This is a genomic window from Numidum massiliense, assembly GCF_001375555.1.
In the GTDB taxonomy this organism is placed as follows: Bacteria; Bacillota; Bacilli; order Thermoactinomycetales; family Novibacillaceae; genus Numidum; species Numidum massiliense.
On record NZ_CTDZ01000009.1, the window covers coordinates 2,097,669 to 2,112,020 of the forward strand.

Here is a 14,352-nt window from a genome sequence, read left to right on the forward strand (position 1 = left end):
AAGCTCCAAGTAACGCTGTAAAAAAATAAGGCATTAGGCTGCTAAGTGCGCCTAATGCCTTTACTTTTTTGGTCAATTACAGACGAGTAACGTTAGCTGCTTGCGGCCCGCGGCTGCCTTCGACAACTTCAAACGTCACTTCTTCGTTTTCTTCCAACGTTTTGAAGCCTTCACCTTGGATCGCCGAATAGTGAACGAATACGTCACCGCCGTCTTCTTTTTGGATAAAGCCGTAACCTTTCTCCGCGTTAAACCATTTCACTGTACCCTTCATGTCTTGGGCCTCCTCTGGCAGCGAGTTGAAAAAGCGGAACACGAACATGCCTTAGTGACACAGGCCACAAGATCATGAATTCGCTATTCACGTACTTTTTTCACGCATAGTGCCAAAAAAATTTTCGAACAATTTCACTATACCAGATGTCCGGCAAAAAATCAATTTTTTATTTCGTTCTCCACAAAAAATCTTACGTCTTGTGCCGTCTTCTTGTACAGCGCAGCTTCGGCCATCTGCTTCATGTCCGCTTGCTTTAAGTGGCGCAGTTGTTTCCGTGCTGGCAAGATCGAGGACGCACTCATACTGAACTCGTCCAACCCTAAACCGAGTAAGAGCGGGATCGCTAACGGATCGCCCGCCATCTCGCCGCACATGCCGGCCCACTTACCTTTGGCGTGCGCCGCGTCGATGACTTGTTTAATTAAGCGAAGCAGCGACGGGTGGAACGGTTGGTACAGACGCGTCAACTGTTCGTTCATGCGGTCGACGGCAATTGTGTATTGGATGAGGTCGTTTGTCCCGATGCTGAAAAAGTCCACTTCCTCCGCGAACAAATCGGCACTGACAGCCGCAGCGGGGATTTCGATCATGATCCCGACTTCCATCGCTTCGTTGAAGGCGATGCCTTCGTTTTTCAGTTCCGTCTTCACTTCGTCTAAAATGCCGTTTGCCGCGCGCAACTCTTCGATCGTCGCGATCATCGGGTACATCATTTTAATGTTGCCGTAGGCACTCGCCCGTAAAATCGCCCGCAATTGCGTTTTGAAAATGTCCGGACGTTCGAGGCAGAGGCGAATCGCCCGCACCCCTAGGAACGGGTTCATTTCTTGCGATAACTCTAGGTACGACAGCTCTTTGTCCCCGCCGATGTCTAACGTGCGAATGACGACTGGCGCGTCGCCCATCGTTTCTGCCACTCGCTTGTACGCCGTAAACTGCTCTTCTTCAGAAGGAAAGTCGTCGCGGTCCATGTACAAAAACTCGGTCCGGAACAATCCAATCCCTTCTGCACCGCGTGCTTTTGCCGCGATGGCATCTTCGGGCGAACCGATGTTCGCCGCCAGTTCGACGCGGACGTTATCTTTCGTCACACTCGGTTCGTCGACGAGTTTTTGGAGTTCTTTTTTCTCGGCGAGGAGTGCATCGCGTTTGGCGCGATACTTTTGTAACTGTGCCTCGTCGGGGCGAATAATGACTTCTCCTGTCGTCCCGTCCACGATGAGCATGTCCCCTTGGGCGACTTCTTCTAACACCGTCTTTAAGCCGATCACGGCCGGAATTTCTAAAGACCGCGCCATAATCGCGCTATGGGATGTACGGCCACCGATGTTCGTCGCAAAGCCGAGCACTTTCTCCCGATCCATTTGCGCCGTATCGGACGGCGTCAGATCGTGGGCGACGACGATCGACGGTTCGCTAATTTCAGCAAGTGAGCGCTGCTCGATACCGAACAGCAAATAGAGTAGCCGCGTGCCGACGTCGCGAATATCTGCCGCCCGTTCACGCATATATTCCATATCCATATTTTCAAAAATAGTTACAAATTGATCGATAACGTCTTTGACGGCATTTTCTGCTTGCATTTTCTCAGCGGTAATTTTCCCCTCAATGCCGCCGGTCAACTCGGGGTCTTCCAACACCATGAGGTGAGCATCGAACACGGCCGCTTTATCTTCACCCATTTCGCGGGCGGCTTTGTCGCGCAGTTGGCCAATCTGTTCTTTCGCTTTTGCCACCGCTTGGTGATAACGATTGATTTCGTGATCCGGGTCTGTGGCTAGGTCAGTCGGGAACGTTAATGTGACTTCTTTAACGACCCACGCTTGCCCAATCGCAATGCCCGGCGATGCAGCGATACCAGATTTCACGTTAGTCAGCTCCTTGTCAGTCATGAAGTGTTAATTGCCATATAGTGTAAGGCGCATTCGTTTAACTCGTGCTGCTGGCCTAGCTATCGCTGTTAGTTTATCATAAAAACAGTCCTCACTTACCGATGTTCAATAAAATAACTTTAATAAAAGCGCGTACATCGCATTCTCGCGCAATTATGTCCATATATACGGTTACTTTAAGTTTTCTGGATTGAGCGGCGCTAATTCGGGCAACACAAACCGCCCGTCTTTGCGAATTAACACGTCGTCGAAAGTCATTTCTCCACCACCGTAATCGGCGCGCTGAATATTGACAAGATCCCAGTGAACGGCGGAGCGGTTGCCGTTATCGCAGTCTTCGTACGCGTTCCCGGGCGTAAAGTGAAAACTGCCGGCAATTTTTTCATCGAATAGGATGTCTTTCATCGGGTGCAAAATGTACGGGTTGACTCCGATCGCAAATTCACCGATGTAACGAGCCCCTTCGTCGCGGTCTAAAATGTCGTTAAGGCGCGTCGTCTCATTGGCCGTGGCAGCGACAATTTTCCCGTTTTCAAATGTGAGTGTAACGTTCTCGAAGGTCGTTCCTTCGTACACACTTGGTGTGTTGTACGTCAGTGTCCCATTGACGGAATCGCGCACCGGCGCCGTGTACACTTCCCCGTCGGGGATGTTGCACTCGCCCGCGCACGGAATCGCCGGCATGCCTTTAATCGAAAACGTTAAGTCCGTCCCCGGTCCAGTGATGCGGACGCGGTCAGTTTTTTCCATTAACTGTTTGAGAGGCTGCATCGCTTGCGCCATCTTCGCGTAATCTAACGTGCACACGTCGAAGTAAAAATCGGTAAACGCCTCGGTACTCCTATTGGCCAACTGTGCCATCGACGGCGTCGGGTAACGGAGGACGACCCACTTTGTCCGATTGACTCGTTCATCGATATGTACTGGGTTATTGTATGTCGCTGAGAACATTTTCATCCGTTCATTCGGCACGTCCGAAAGTTCACTTACGTTGTTGCCGCCGCGCAGGCCGATGTACGCATGCATGTCTTTCATGCGCAGTAAGTCGTAGCGAGCCATATCTTGCGCTTGCTCCTCCTCTACGCCCATTAACAGTTCCCGGCGCAGCGAAGGCTCGTGCAGTTGCACGTAAGGGTAGCCGCCAACGCGGTAAGCTGCTTTGACAAGCTCCCGCGCTAAGACGAGCTCGCAATCATTACCGAACACTTCGATGAGTACTTTCTCCTGCGGCTTAAGGCGACAAGAATACTCGATTAATAACTTTGCCAGTTTTTGTATACGCGTATCGCTCATGTGTCAACTCTCCTCTTTTTTAAAAAACGTTTGTGCCTCTCCGACGAGTGACTGTGTGCCGACAATTGCAAGCCATTCATCGGGCCTAAGTTGCGTCAGCGCTTCGCGGAACGCTGTCTCCGCGTCCTCTTCCAATTGTACCTGAGAAATAAACGCCTCGGCAACGTCTAACGCATCGTGTGGAAACTTGAGGTAATCTCGGTTCGTCGTCGTCCATATCACTTTGCGCGCGAGCGGCGCTAACACTTCTAACACGCCTTTGTAATCTTTGTCGGCGGGAATCCCGACGACGAGGATGCCCTTGTTCTGCATCCCCTGATTGCGACTGAGTATGGTCAACGCCTCAGCCACGTGTACAGCCGAACGGCGATGAATCGTGCCGTCCACAAGAACTGGGGGATCGGAGCTGACGAGTTCCAAGCGTCCCGGCCACGTCACGTTGCCAAGCGCCTGCCGCACGTCTTCACTGCGTAAACGGCTTTCGAGGACTCCCTCAGCTACCGCAATCGCAAGCGCCGCGTTCTCCGCTTGGAAAGCGCCGAGTAACGGCAGTCGCAGGTCGTTGTACGCGGCACGTGCCGTCACGACGTCAAATTGTACACCTTCCGCCCCGCTCCGGAGGTTTGCGAGGCGGACATCGCGCTCGCGGTCGAGCCAAACGCTCCTCCGATCGGTCCGATCGTTAACATACGTTGCCAGTTCCCGGCGGGCGATGTCACTTTGCCGCCCGACGTAAACGGCGTGCACTGACGGCGTGACGACCCCCGCTTTATGCCGTACGACATCTCTTAGCGATGGTCCGAAATACGGGAGGTGCTCGGCGAAAATCGGAGTAATTACCGCCCGCTCGTGTGCGATCTGGTTCACGTCGTCATACAACGCGCCGCGCCCACATTCCCACACGTTCACGTCCGTCCGCTGCTCCTGAAAATAAAGCGCTGCGATAATAGCCGTCAGTCCGACTGGTCCGAAGTATTCGTCTTTCGCAAGGTGCGGCGCGAACTGTTCCGTCGCGCGCCGTACCGCGCGGCCTAAGCGTAGGAACGCTTCTGGTACGATGTCGCTCTCGTTCACCCGAATGCGCTCTGTAAAGTGGACGAGGTGAGGACTCGTAAATAGACCGACCTTAAGCCCGTGCGCCTGTAAAATGTGCTTAAGCAGCACTGAGGTCGATCCTTTTCCTTTACTTCCCGTAACCGTCACATTCCGCATCGACCGATCGGGGGCTTCAACGCAATCTAAAAGGCGCCGCGTCAACTGCGGGCGCCGTACGTGTTCATCTAGCGTTTCTTTAATATGGGGGCGTGCGTCCATATAACTCGCATAAATCCACCGCTCAACATCGGCAGGTTGTCTCATCTGTCCACCTCTATTTCCCGGGAAAGATCAACTGCTGTTTATTACTGTCGTATGCCCTCATCCATCCAATTACTTATTTGTAGCCCCACTTACTTTCCGTACCTATTACCCTCTTACCCTTGTACGTCTTGACTCGCTTCATTTTTCACTTTTACTTCTTTCTTTTCGTCGCCTGCCGCTTCACTCATCGCGCGGTGTGCCTTCTTTTGGTCGTACTTTCGTTTCACAATCCAGATGACTGTAATGAGCAAACCAATCCCTAGAAAGACCCACGTTAAGTAGTTATCGACAAAATGTTTCGCGACACCACCGTAAAGGTAAAAGAGGATACCGACGATATAAAACTTAAAGGCGCGACCTAACGCCGCATAAATGAGCAATTTCCAGAAGGAAAAGTTTAGCGCTCCGGAAAAGATCGTAAACACTTTAAACGGGATCGGCGTAAAAGAGCCGACTAAAATCGCCCCTTCGCCATTTTTATGAAACATAGCAGCAGCGGCGTCAATCCACTTTTCCTTAATGATTTTGTAAAGCACTTTTTTTCCGAGAAACTTACCGATGAGGTATCCGAGCGGAGTCCCTAATAAACAGCCTATATAGCCGACCGTCGCATACGTTAACGCATCTTGCGGGTTGACCAAGCTGAATGATACTTGGAGAAAAAAGGCCGGTATCGGGAAAAACACCGCATCGATAAACGCATGCAAAAACATTCCCCAAGCGCCATAATCCATGAAAAAGTCGATAACCGTTTGCACTATCCCACGTCTCCCCTTGTTTAAAACGTATATACGATCGTTTCTCGACCCTTACCCCTAATTTAATGTACGACTTGTTCCGATTAACCATGCCAGGTAGGCTAACAATATTTGGTCACCTTAGTCTGGGACAGACTTTTATCGTACGGCCTCGTCGACAAAAGCCATACGGTACACTTCATGCCGCGCAACTTATAGTTCAACTCAAAAATGGTTACATCTTAACAAAGTTCAGCTTAATTTGATGCTAGTCCCCTATAGTTCTAGCAAGATGGCTCTAAATCCCTTTAATGTTATTAATTTACATTAGGCTGAACAGTTAAGTATTACCTGTTAACAGTATAGACAGAACGACAATTATATAAAAATCATAGCAACAGTTGGTAGCAATTTCAAGAGATATTCGCCCATTTTCACCCGTTATAACGCGCGCCTACCTCTACTCTACCTCTCATGCATACGGTGCGGACGCGCGATCGGTAAAGTTGCTACCGCTTCGTATTAGCGGCTACCCGCTGCCACTTTTTTCTGACACTACTATTTGTCCGCCGCTTCTAGCTGCTATGCATCGTAGAAACGTGTTAAGATGAAGCTTGGGGTGATCACGCATGTTTAACTTTGAGAAACTTACCGGTCATAAGGCGGATCGCTATCGACAACTGTTATCCCAATTAGACGCGTTGCTCAGCGGGGAGAGCCACTGGCTCGCTAACGCCGCCAACACCGCCGCACTGCTGTACGAGCAGCTTCCCGACGTCAATTGGGCCGGGTTTTATTTTATGGAAGGGGACGAACTCATCTTGGGCCCCTTCGGCGGTAAACCTGCCTGTGTACATATTCCGATCGGGAAAGGGGTGTGTGGTACGGCTGCAAAAACACGTCGTACACAAGTAGTCGCAGACGTGCACGCATTTCCCGGCCACATCGCCTGCGATGCCGCCTCGCGCTCAGAAATCGTCGTCCCAATCGTCTTTAAGGACTGTCTCGTCGGTGTACTCGACATCGATAGTCCCGTTGCCTGCCGCTTCGACGACACCGACCGCCGCGAACTCGAGCGCGTCGTCGCACTTCTCAGCCGGCACACCAATTGGAACGGGCGCCCTCGCGATTGATACCCGTTCACTTATAGGGCATATCGAATCGAACAGCTTCTTCCCCCGCTCGCCAGCCATACACATCGAGCATCGAGCAGCCATACACATCCATGTAGTGAGCGATCCGCTCCGATAGCGTATGAAAAGCGGGCGGCCTGTCGCATTTAAAGCGAGTCACAACGTATTGCGCACTGGAGGATGTTTGAACACGTGCCAAGCGCGAGCGATCTCCTCTTTCATCCATTCCGGCAATACGCTTGCGGCCACTTCGTCGATCGCAAACCAATGCGCGCTTTCGTGTTCAGCGCTCAAAGAGAGCGTTCCGACTGGTCGGTGACAAACGTACTTTATGACGACGAGATGTTTTTCCGCTTGAATTTCGTCGTAAATGTACGCCGGAGCGATCACTTTGACGCGCAGCCCTGTTTCTTCCTTCACCTCTCTTGCCAACGCATCCATGATCGGCTCGTTCGCTTCCAGCCCGCCTCCGGGAAAATCCCAGCCGTGATGTTCCTTCGCCGTTCGCTCCTCTTCTGTCCGCCGCAACACTAACACGCGATCATCCTTAAAAATAATTGCCTTCGCCGCAATTTTATAAGGTTTCCTCATGACTCATCCCCCCGTCTATTTTTACTTGTGATCGGGACGGTGTTTCAGTTGGTAGAACGTACCGTTTGCGGTAGCGATCACTTCATTTTGTTCGTCGTATACGCGCGTCTCCATAACGATAATCGTACCGCCTTTTTTGATTACTTCAGTCTTCGCCGTCAACCAGCCGACAGTCGCCGGTTTTAAAAAGTTGACCGCAAGGTTAAGTGTGACGGCGCCATTCGCTCCCCCAGTCATCTGAAACGTCGTCGCCCCCATGGCAGTGTCGATAAATGTTGCTGTAATTCCCCCGTGCAACATGCCGTAACGATTTTTTAAGACGTCGGTCACTTCCATTTTATGCTCAAACACTTGCTGTTCTGCATCGACATCTTCTTCCCCGTCAAAATTGATCATCGCTTCGACAAAAGCGAGTGGCGTCACCCGCGAACGTTTTAACGCTTGAATCAGTGCATATATTTTCGCCCGCTCTTCCGGATTGAGTTCTCTAATTTCATTTGCTAATGTTTCGTACGTCACTTTCTTCTCACTCTTTCTCGGTGTTAGTTACTTATATGTCCACCTTCCTATTTTAACTGAGATGTGATGGGATAGCTAGTCGACCCCGCGTGCAAAGCGGTCACTCGCTGTACTTACTGCCTCACGAGGCGAAGATTAATTAGCGACGAAAACGCTATTAGTCACGATTTATTCAATAATCGTTCACATCACCGCCTTTTTCCCCTTCCCGATTTGATGTAAGATATACGTGATACAAAATAACAATATATATACTTTGTTAACAAAGTATCACATGGCATACACAGAGAGAAGGAGTGATTCATGCGCCATACGCGTACCGTATTTATTAAACGTTCTTTCTTAATAAGTTTTTGTCTCGTGTTAATCGGGCTGCCCTTCGATTCGTGCCTAGCGGAAACAGCCGCCGAGCCGCGCAATGAACGCACAAATTCGTTGCAACAGTTAATCGACGAAAGTCTTCCGCACGATACGCTTACAATCCCGAACGGTACGTACGATGGACCGCTTACAATTGATAAGCCGCTCAAGTTGACGGCTACCGGTCGCGTTGTAATCCGTGCGACGAACGAGTTGCCAGCCGTGACGATTCGCGGGCGCGATGTCACACTAGAGCGCGTCCAACTGACGAATCGGGAGAAAACAGCGCCATCGGCATTAAAAGTAAGCGGCACCGGACACGTGGTGCAACATGTTGTGATTGACACCGAGTCAATCGGCGTACAACTCGCTGATGCGAAGCTCGTGACGGTGAAAGACGTTACCGTTAATGGATTGACCCCGGAGAATCAATTACATAAAGGAAACGGCATTGACTTAGACAATGCCCATAACAATACGATTATTGATTCGCAAATTGCGCGCGTCCAAGACGGCGTTTACGTCGAACACAGTAACGATAACATTATCATGAGGAATACGATCACCCATTCGCGTTACGGTGTGCACCTCATGTTTACGAGCGGTACGAAACTCGTGCAAAACGATGCGTCCGAAAACATTACCGGTTTCATGATTATGGAGACGGAGCAAGCAACCGTCGGTAAAAACCGCGCGTACAACAATAAGCGTCACGTGCACGCACAGGGTATGTTGCTGTTTGAAACGTACGACTCGAATATCGCGAACAACGATCTCGTGGACAACAGCGTCGGACTCTATTTCGAAAGTGGCACGGACAACCGCGTCGCCTACAACGACATTAGGCAAAACTTTATTGCCTTACGCGTAAAAGACGCGAAAAAGAATGAGATCGTGGCCAACGACTTCGTGGCGAACGTCGTACAGGGACAAGGGATTGGCGCTGCAGACAACGCCATGCGCGCCAACTATTGGGACGATGCCGCCGTGTTAGATGTGGCGGGAGACGGAAAGAGCGCCTGGAGGCACGCCATGGATCCGTACTTTTTAGTGGTCGTACAAAAACATCCCGCTTACCAATTACTGTTTCAAGCACCTGGCATGTTTTTTATCCAAAAACTGCTACGTAGTCCGGAAGAACGCATTTTTTTCGACGACGCGCCGCGGGTAAAACCGAACCGCGGGCAAGTAGCCGAACCGACTGACTCAGAGCGATCGGTCATTTTATCGCTCAGTACATTATTACTCGGATGCGCGACACTATTTTACTTATTTGGGAGGAAATAAATTGATGAAACGAATGACAGTTGGCTTTGCAATGTTACTAGTACTTTCACTGCTCGTCGTCGGTTGCGGGAACGAACCGAAGGTCGAACCAGCCGCGATCGACGAAAGCGCCGACAAATGCGCCCTCTGCCACATGGCAGTAGCTGACGGTGCCCACGCGACCCAATTGACGACGAAGGACGGAGAGACACTGAAGTTCGATGACATCGGGTGCATGGTGCACGAATGGATTCCGAAAAACAAGGATAAAGAACTGGACGCTGTCTTCGTGCGCGACTATGAATCGAAAGACTGGGTCCTGCTCGATGACGCTCACTTCGTGTACGACGCGTCGTTCAAAACACCGATGGCTTACGGCATCTACTCCTTTAAAAACAAAGACGACGCCCAAAAGCTGATCGACAAAGAGGGAAAAGGGAAGCTGCTCACGCGCGACGACTTGGATAACCACTCTTGGAAGCGCAACAAGGAAATGATGAAACAGATGAAGCACGACCACGGTGACAAGAAAGATCACGAAAGTCACGGGGATGACAAAGACGATGGACACGGCGAAGACCAAGACCATGACCATAACAGCCACGAGGATGACGCGCACGGTGACCACAGCGACGACAAGGACAAAAAAGAAGACGGGCATAACTAAGCACGCGTGACGCTCTGTCCCACTCTTGCTCGCACTTCTCTTAGTACGCGACGCCGCTAGCAACGTAGGAAACCGTGCAAATCGGGCAATCGCTGTCGCCTACGGCGAGTGGTTGCCCGTCTTAAGGAGACGCGAAACGATGAACTTTTTGACAATTTTTGCTCAAGAATTGCGGATTACGTTACGGCAGCGCGCATCGTATACGTTTTTAATTTTGTTCACGCTCACCGTTACACTCATCCTGTTACTGCAAAAAAACGTCGCGGCAATGGCAGACTACACGAATTTAACCGCGAGTACGATGAACGTGCTGTTATATTTGTTGCCGCTCATCGCGATGATTATGGGTTCTTTTTCGATTGCGCAAGAAAAAGAGGATGGACAGCTAACACTGTTAACGACTTACCCCCTCGCGACGTCAGTCTATGTCTACGGAAAATATTGCGGCCAATATGCGGCACAACTCATCGTAATCACGTTCGGCTTTGGCGCCGCGGGCGTCGTCTCTTCCCTATTCGGTTCGCCGCCGACGGTTAGGTCGTACGTGCTTCTCTACTGTTTCGCTTTAGCGCTCTGCGGTCTGTTCCTCGCCATCGCCACCCTAATCGGCGCCCGGTCAAACACGCGTTGGCAGTCGCTCATGCGCGCCATCGCGACTTGGTTTGTCCTAATTATCGTCTGGCCGGCACTAGTCATCGGCGTGTTAGGCTTACTTCCTTATGCGTACATACAGCCGGCACTGCAATTAGCGACACTTCTCAACCCGGCGGAAATGTTGCGGATTGCCCTTACCGCTTTACTCGGAGGCGGCACTGTTTTCGGGCAACCGTACGACACGTTGATGTACAAGCTGTCGGGAGCGACCGGCATGTTGTTTACCGTGGCCTACGCCTTCGTTTTCGCTGGCACGATTTTAGCACTCGCGGTACGCACGTTAGAGAGGAGGCGTCGCTATGGCTCATGACACCGTGTTATCCGTGCAGGATGTCGCTAAACAATACGGGCAGAAACGCGCGGTGCACCCGCTTTCCATCGACGTCGCCCGCGGGCGAGTCGTTGCACTGTGCGGGGGAAACGGCGCCGGCAAGAGTACACTATTAAAAATGATCGCCGGCATCGTCCCGCCGTCGCAAGGGACGATTTGCGTTAACGATCAGACGTACAGGAGTGCCCGCCAAGCGTATACGGCGGCGATCGGTTATATGCCCGACGATTTTCTCTTTCAACAACCGCTCACCGTGCACGAATGGTTAACGTTTTATGCCAAATTGCGCTACCGCGACAAAAAAAGCCGTACCGCTGCGCTAACGGACGCCTTGCACACGGGAGGCTTACACGATAAACGACAGGAAAAAATAACGAACTTGTCCAAAGGGATGCGACAACGGCTCCTGTTTGCACAAGCGATCGTCGGAAATCCCGCTTTGTTACTGCTCGACGAACCGACGAACGGACTCGACCCGTACTGGACGTCCGCCTTTATCGACATCGTCACCTCTCTCAAACGGGAACAGCGGACGATCCTCTTTTCAACGCACCAGCTCGACGTTGCCGCAGAAACGGCCGATATCATTTTTGTGATGCACGAAGGTAAGGTCGTCGAGCGCATAGAAACAGGGGCAGTAGCGACTGAACAGCTCACTTTACAACTATTGCAGCTCAACCGCGAACTCGCATCGCCCACGTCAAAGTAACGTATAACGGCGTAACGTCGACGGAGCGAGTGTCACCCATTTTTTCCGACCTTTAGACAGCAACTATGTGTGTTGTCTGAATGAATGCTACGAATCAATGATCCTCATCGCATAGTATGCTTGTTGAAAATCCACCGTACTGATGTTAAACTAAGTATATAGTAAGAAAATGCAGCATATAATATGAAGAGCCTCTGCCGCTGCAACGGCAAAGGCTCCAGGACGCAAGCAGTGGATGCCCACGGCGCGATATGATAGAATTACAAGCGAAAAACCCACTCGAACCTACCCTTTACGCGGTGGGTTTTCGCTTGTTACGGCGTCTTCGTTTCCAAAGTCGACATAGCTTCCGTCCGCCAAGATAAATACTTAGCAACGTAGCGACGATCTTCAAAACGAGCAACAACGTACCAAGCATGACCATCGTGCCACCCCCTTTCACAAAGGAAGTGCGCGCCATGGTCAATTCCACCGACTTTTGTCCGTAAGTATATCATAGCATGACTAATAGCACTTATCTACATATTCTTTCGAACAAACATTCGCGTTTTTGATTGAATCCCAAAACGTGATCATTCCTTACGATGACCCCTACCGTTAAGCAGTTTCAGGCGGTTTCTCTTAAGCCGGAAAATGAACCTCGCATTCTGCTACTGCTTGGCAACGCACATACCCGCGGAACTCCTGTTCTAGCCGTTCCCCTAGCTCGAAAATTGCATCTTCGTTTCCGACGCTACTTACTACTTGTACGGCAATCGGTAAACCGTCGCTGCTCGTTCCGACTGGAACCGTCAGCGCTGGCAAACCCCAAACATTGGCATAAGCAGCATAAGGCATATAAGATAAATACGTTTTGCGAATCGAGAAAATCTGTTTGTACACTTGTCCGTGCGCCGGTGCCGGCGTATGGTAAACGGGTAGAATGAGCAAGCGGTTTTGGAAATAATGCGCCAGCTGCTCATCCCCCGCTTGAATCGTCGCTTCGATGTCCGTCAACCGCGCCGCATTTGGCTTGAAGAGGCGTGCACCGATGATCGCCCACGTGAAGTAGTCATGTAGTTCGGATCGTTTAAATACCTTCTCGCGTAAAAACTCGCGAATCGGGCGTACCGGTCGGTCACAAAACGCAGTCGCGGCGACTTGCTCGGCACCGTCAATCGACATGATCAACTGCCACAACAGTGCTGCCTTTTCATACAACGGCGGTTGCTCGTCGCGAACGGAAAAATCGGCAGCGAGCCGATTGCTTACTTGTGCGAGCAACGTGCGCGTCACTTCATCGAGCGGATAACGGATGCTGTTCCGCGGGATAACGACTTCAAACGAGTCCCAGGCTTTCAAGTCAAAGTCTTTTAAGTCGAATGCTTTTAAGTCAAGTGCGTTCGAATTTCGCACCTCCCCCGTCGGGGGTGCCTCGGCGATGATCTCGTTAATAAGCCGCGCGTCGCGGACTGATTTCGCCATCGCACCGATGCCGAGCATGCGCGCTTGCAGCGCAATATCGACGAACGGAAATGAACCTCGCTGCGACACTTGCGCATTGCCGCTTTTGAACCCGACAACACCGTTAAAGTGACTCGGAAAGCGAATCGAACCGCCAATGTCGGAGCCGACGCCGACCGCTGCTCCGCCAGCGGCGATAAGCGCCCCTTCCCCGCCGCTCGATCCCCCCGCCGTTTTCGTCACGTCCCATGGGTTGTTCGTCCGCCCGTACAGTTTGTTATCACTTTCTTGGCAAAAGCAGAGCACAGGTGTGTTCGTCTTGCCGAGAATAATCGCCCCTTCCGCTTTTAACTTCGCTACGACGTCTGAATCCACTTCAGCCACATGATCCTTGCGGGCAACGATGCCCCCCGTCGTGTGCATACCGGCGACGTCAAACGATTCTTTCACACTGATCGGCACGCCAAACAAGCGCCCGTTCCCTTCTCCGTTCCGTCGTTGCTCGTTCTTCTCGCGCTGCAGCTGTTCATCCGCACGTATCGCTTCTTGCCGTGCGGTTGCGAAACGGTCTTCTACTAAACAGTTAAGATGGGGATTAATCGCTTTCAATTGTGCGATGTATGTATCGGTTGCCGCCACGGAAGAAATCTTCCCGGTACGAATCTGCTCTGCTAAAGCAGTTGCATCACTATCGAGAATTGACATGTATGTGCTCCTTTCCCCGTACCTTTTCATGGTATGACTCTATTTCATTGATAGCTGTCAAGGCAGAAATCACGGATGTCCGCATCAGGGTAACTCGTAATTGATGCCTATTTGTTTCTCGAATCACAGTTAGTCGTTATCCGGTTTGTAGACCTTTTTGACTGAATGGTCACTATTAAATACGTAAATCCTATCACAATTTGTACAATGCCATACGTCGTGTTTCGGGTCGGGAATATCTAACGGATCGATTAAATCCCCCATATTCAAAATATAATTCCATTCCGAATCGCTATAAACGTAGAGCTCGACATCATTCGGTGCCTTAATTGTTGACAAACTTTTCCCGCATTTACATAAAAACCTTGCCATACCTTAACCTCCTTTAATTTTTCCTTCATTTATCCATATTTCCG

Annotated in this window: 13 protein-coding genes; 5 read left to right on the top strand and 8 right to left on the bottom strand. The window is 50.9% G+C overall.

Annotation, left to right across the window (positions count from 1 at the left end):
• Nucleotides 1-76: 76 nt before the first annotated feature.
• The 5 genes from BN1247_RS10150 to BN1247_RS10170 form a co-directional block, all read right to left on the bottom strand.
• The gene (locus BN1247_RS10150) at nt 77-274 is read right to left on the bottom strand and encodes a cold shock domain-containing protein (protein ID WP_054950283.1); all 198 of its coding nucleotides are present in this window, start codon (nt 272-274) and stop codon (nt 77-79) included.
• A gap of 161 nt (nt 275-435) precedes the next feature.
• A complete protein-coding gene (ptsP, locus tag BN1247_RS10155) occupies nt 436-2,154 on the bottom strand; it encodes a phosphoenolpyruvate--protein phosphotransferase (protein ID WP_054951602.1) in 1,719 nt (572 codons plus the stop codon).
• 186 nt (nt 2,155-2,340) lie between these two features.
• On the bottom strand, nt 2,341-3,462 hold the full coding sequence (locus tag BN1247_RS10160) for an aminopeptidase (RefSeq protein ID WP_054950284.1): 1,122 nt from the start codon (nt 3,460-3,462) through the stop codon (nt 2,341-2,343).
• A gap of 3 nt (nt 3,463-3,465) precedes the next feature.
• Nucleotides 3,466-4,821 carry a bifunctional folylpolyglutamate synthase/dihydrofolate synthase gene (locus BN1247_RS10165; protein ID WP_054950285.1) on the bottom strand — a complete coding sequence of 452 codons (1,356 nt, stop codon included), beginning with the start codon at nt 4,819-4,821 and terminating at the stop codon, nt 3,466-3,468.
• Nucleotides 4,822-4,934: 113 nt separating this feature from the next.
• A complete protein-coding gene (locus BN1247_RS10170) occupies nt 4,935-5,555 on the bottom strand; it encodes a YqaA family protein (RefSeq protein ID WP_390622069.1) in 621 nt (206 codons plus the stop codon).
• Between the two features lie 632 nt (nt 5,556-6,187).
• On the opposite strand from BN1247_RS10170, the gene BN1247_RS10175 reads away from it, so the two are divergent.
• Nucleotides 6,188-6,691 (top strand): GAF domain-containing protein, encoded by a 504-nt coding sequence (locus tag BN1247_RS10175; RefSeq protein ID WP_054950287.1) that lies wholly within the window; start codon nt 6,188-6,190, stop codon nt 6,689-6,691.
• A gap of 156 nt (nt 6,692-6,847) precedes the next feature.
• Here the strand turns inward: BN1247_RS10175 and BN1247_RS10180 are convergent, their stop codons facing one another.
• Both BN1247_RS10180 and BN1247_RS10185 read right to left on the bottom strand, forming a co-directional pair.
• Nucleotides 6,848-7,282: an NUDIX hydrolase gene (locus BN1247_RS10180; RefSeq protein WP_054950288.1), complete on the bottom strand. Its 435-nt coding sequence runs from the start codon at nt 7,280-7,282 to the stop codon at nt 6,848-6,850.
• A gap of 21 nt (nt 7,283-7,303) precedes the next feature.
• Nucleotides 7,304-7,801 (bottom strand): PaaI family thioesterase, encoded by a 498-nt coding sequence (locus BN1247_RS10185; protein ID WP_054950289.1) that lies wholly within the window; start codon nt 7,799-7,801, stop codon nt 7,304-7,306.
• A gap of 303 nt (nt 7,802-8,104) precedes the next feature.
• Between BN1247_RS10185 and BN1247_RS10190 the strand changes: the two genes are divergently transcribed.
• The 4 genes from BN1247_RS10190 (at nt 8,105) to BN1247_RS10205 (ending at nt 11,788) form a co-directional block, all read left to right on the top strand.
• Nucleotides 8,105-9,448 (top strand): right-handed parallel beta-helix repeat-containing protein, encoded by a 1,344-nt coding sequence (locus tag BN1247_RS10190; RefSeq protein WP_054950290.1) that lies wholly within the window; start codon nt 8,105-8,107, stop codon nt 9,446-9,448.
• A 4-nt stretch (nt 9,449-9,452) separates the two neighbouring features.
• A complete protein-coding gene (locus tag BN1247_RS10195; RefSeq protein WP_074011314.1) occupies nt 9,453-10,094 on the top strand; it encodes a nitrous oxide reductase accessory protein NosL in 642 nt (213 codons plus the stop codon).
• A 139-nt stretch (nt 10,095-10,233) separates the two neighbouring features.
• Entirely contained in the window at nt 10,234-11,058 is an 825-nt protein-coding gene (locus tag BN1247_RS10200) for an ABC transporter permease (protein WP_054950292.1), read from the top strand.
• Complete coding sequence (locus tag BN1247_RS10205) at nt 11,048-11,788, top strand: ABC transporter ATP-binding protein (RefSeq protein WP_054950293.1); 741 nt, start codon at nt 11,048-11,050, stop codon at nt 11,786-11,788. Before BN1247_RS10200 ends, BN1247_RS10205 begins: the two co-directional genes overlap by 11 nt.
• Nucleotides 11,789-12,409: 621 nt before the next feature.
• On the opposite strand, the gene BN1247_RS10210 is transcribed toward BN1247_RS10205, so the two are convergent.
• Nucleotides 12,410-13,936: an amidase gene (locus BN1247_RS10210; RefSeq protein WP_054950294.1), complete on the bottom strand. Its 1,527-nt coding sequence runs from the start codon at nt 13,934-13,936 to the stop codon at nt 12,410-12,412.
• Between the last annotated feature and the right edge of the window lie 416 nt (nt 13,937-14,352).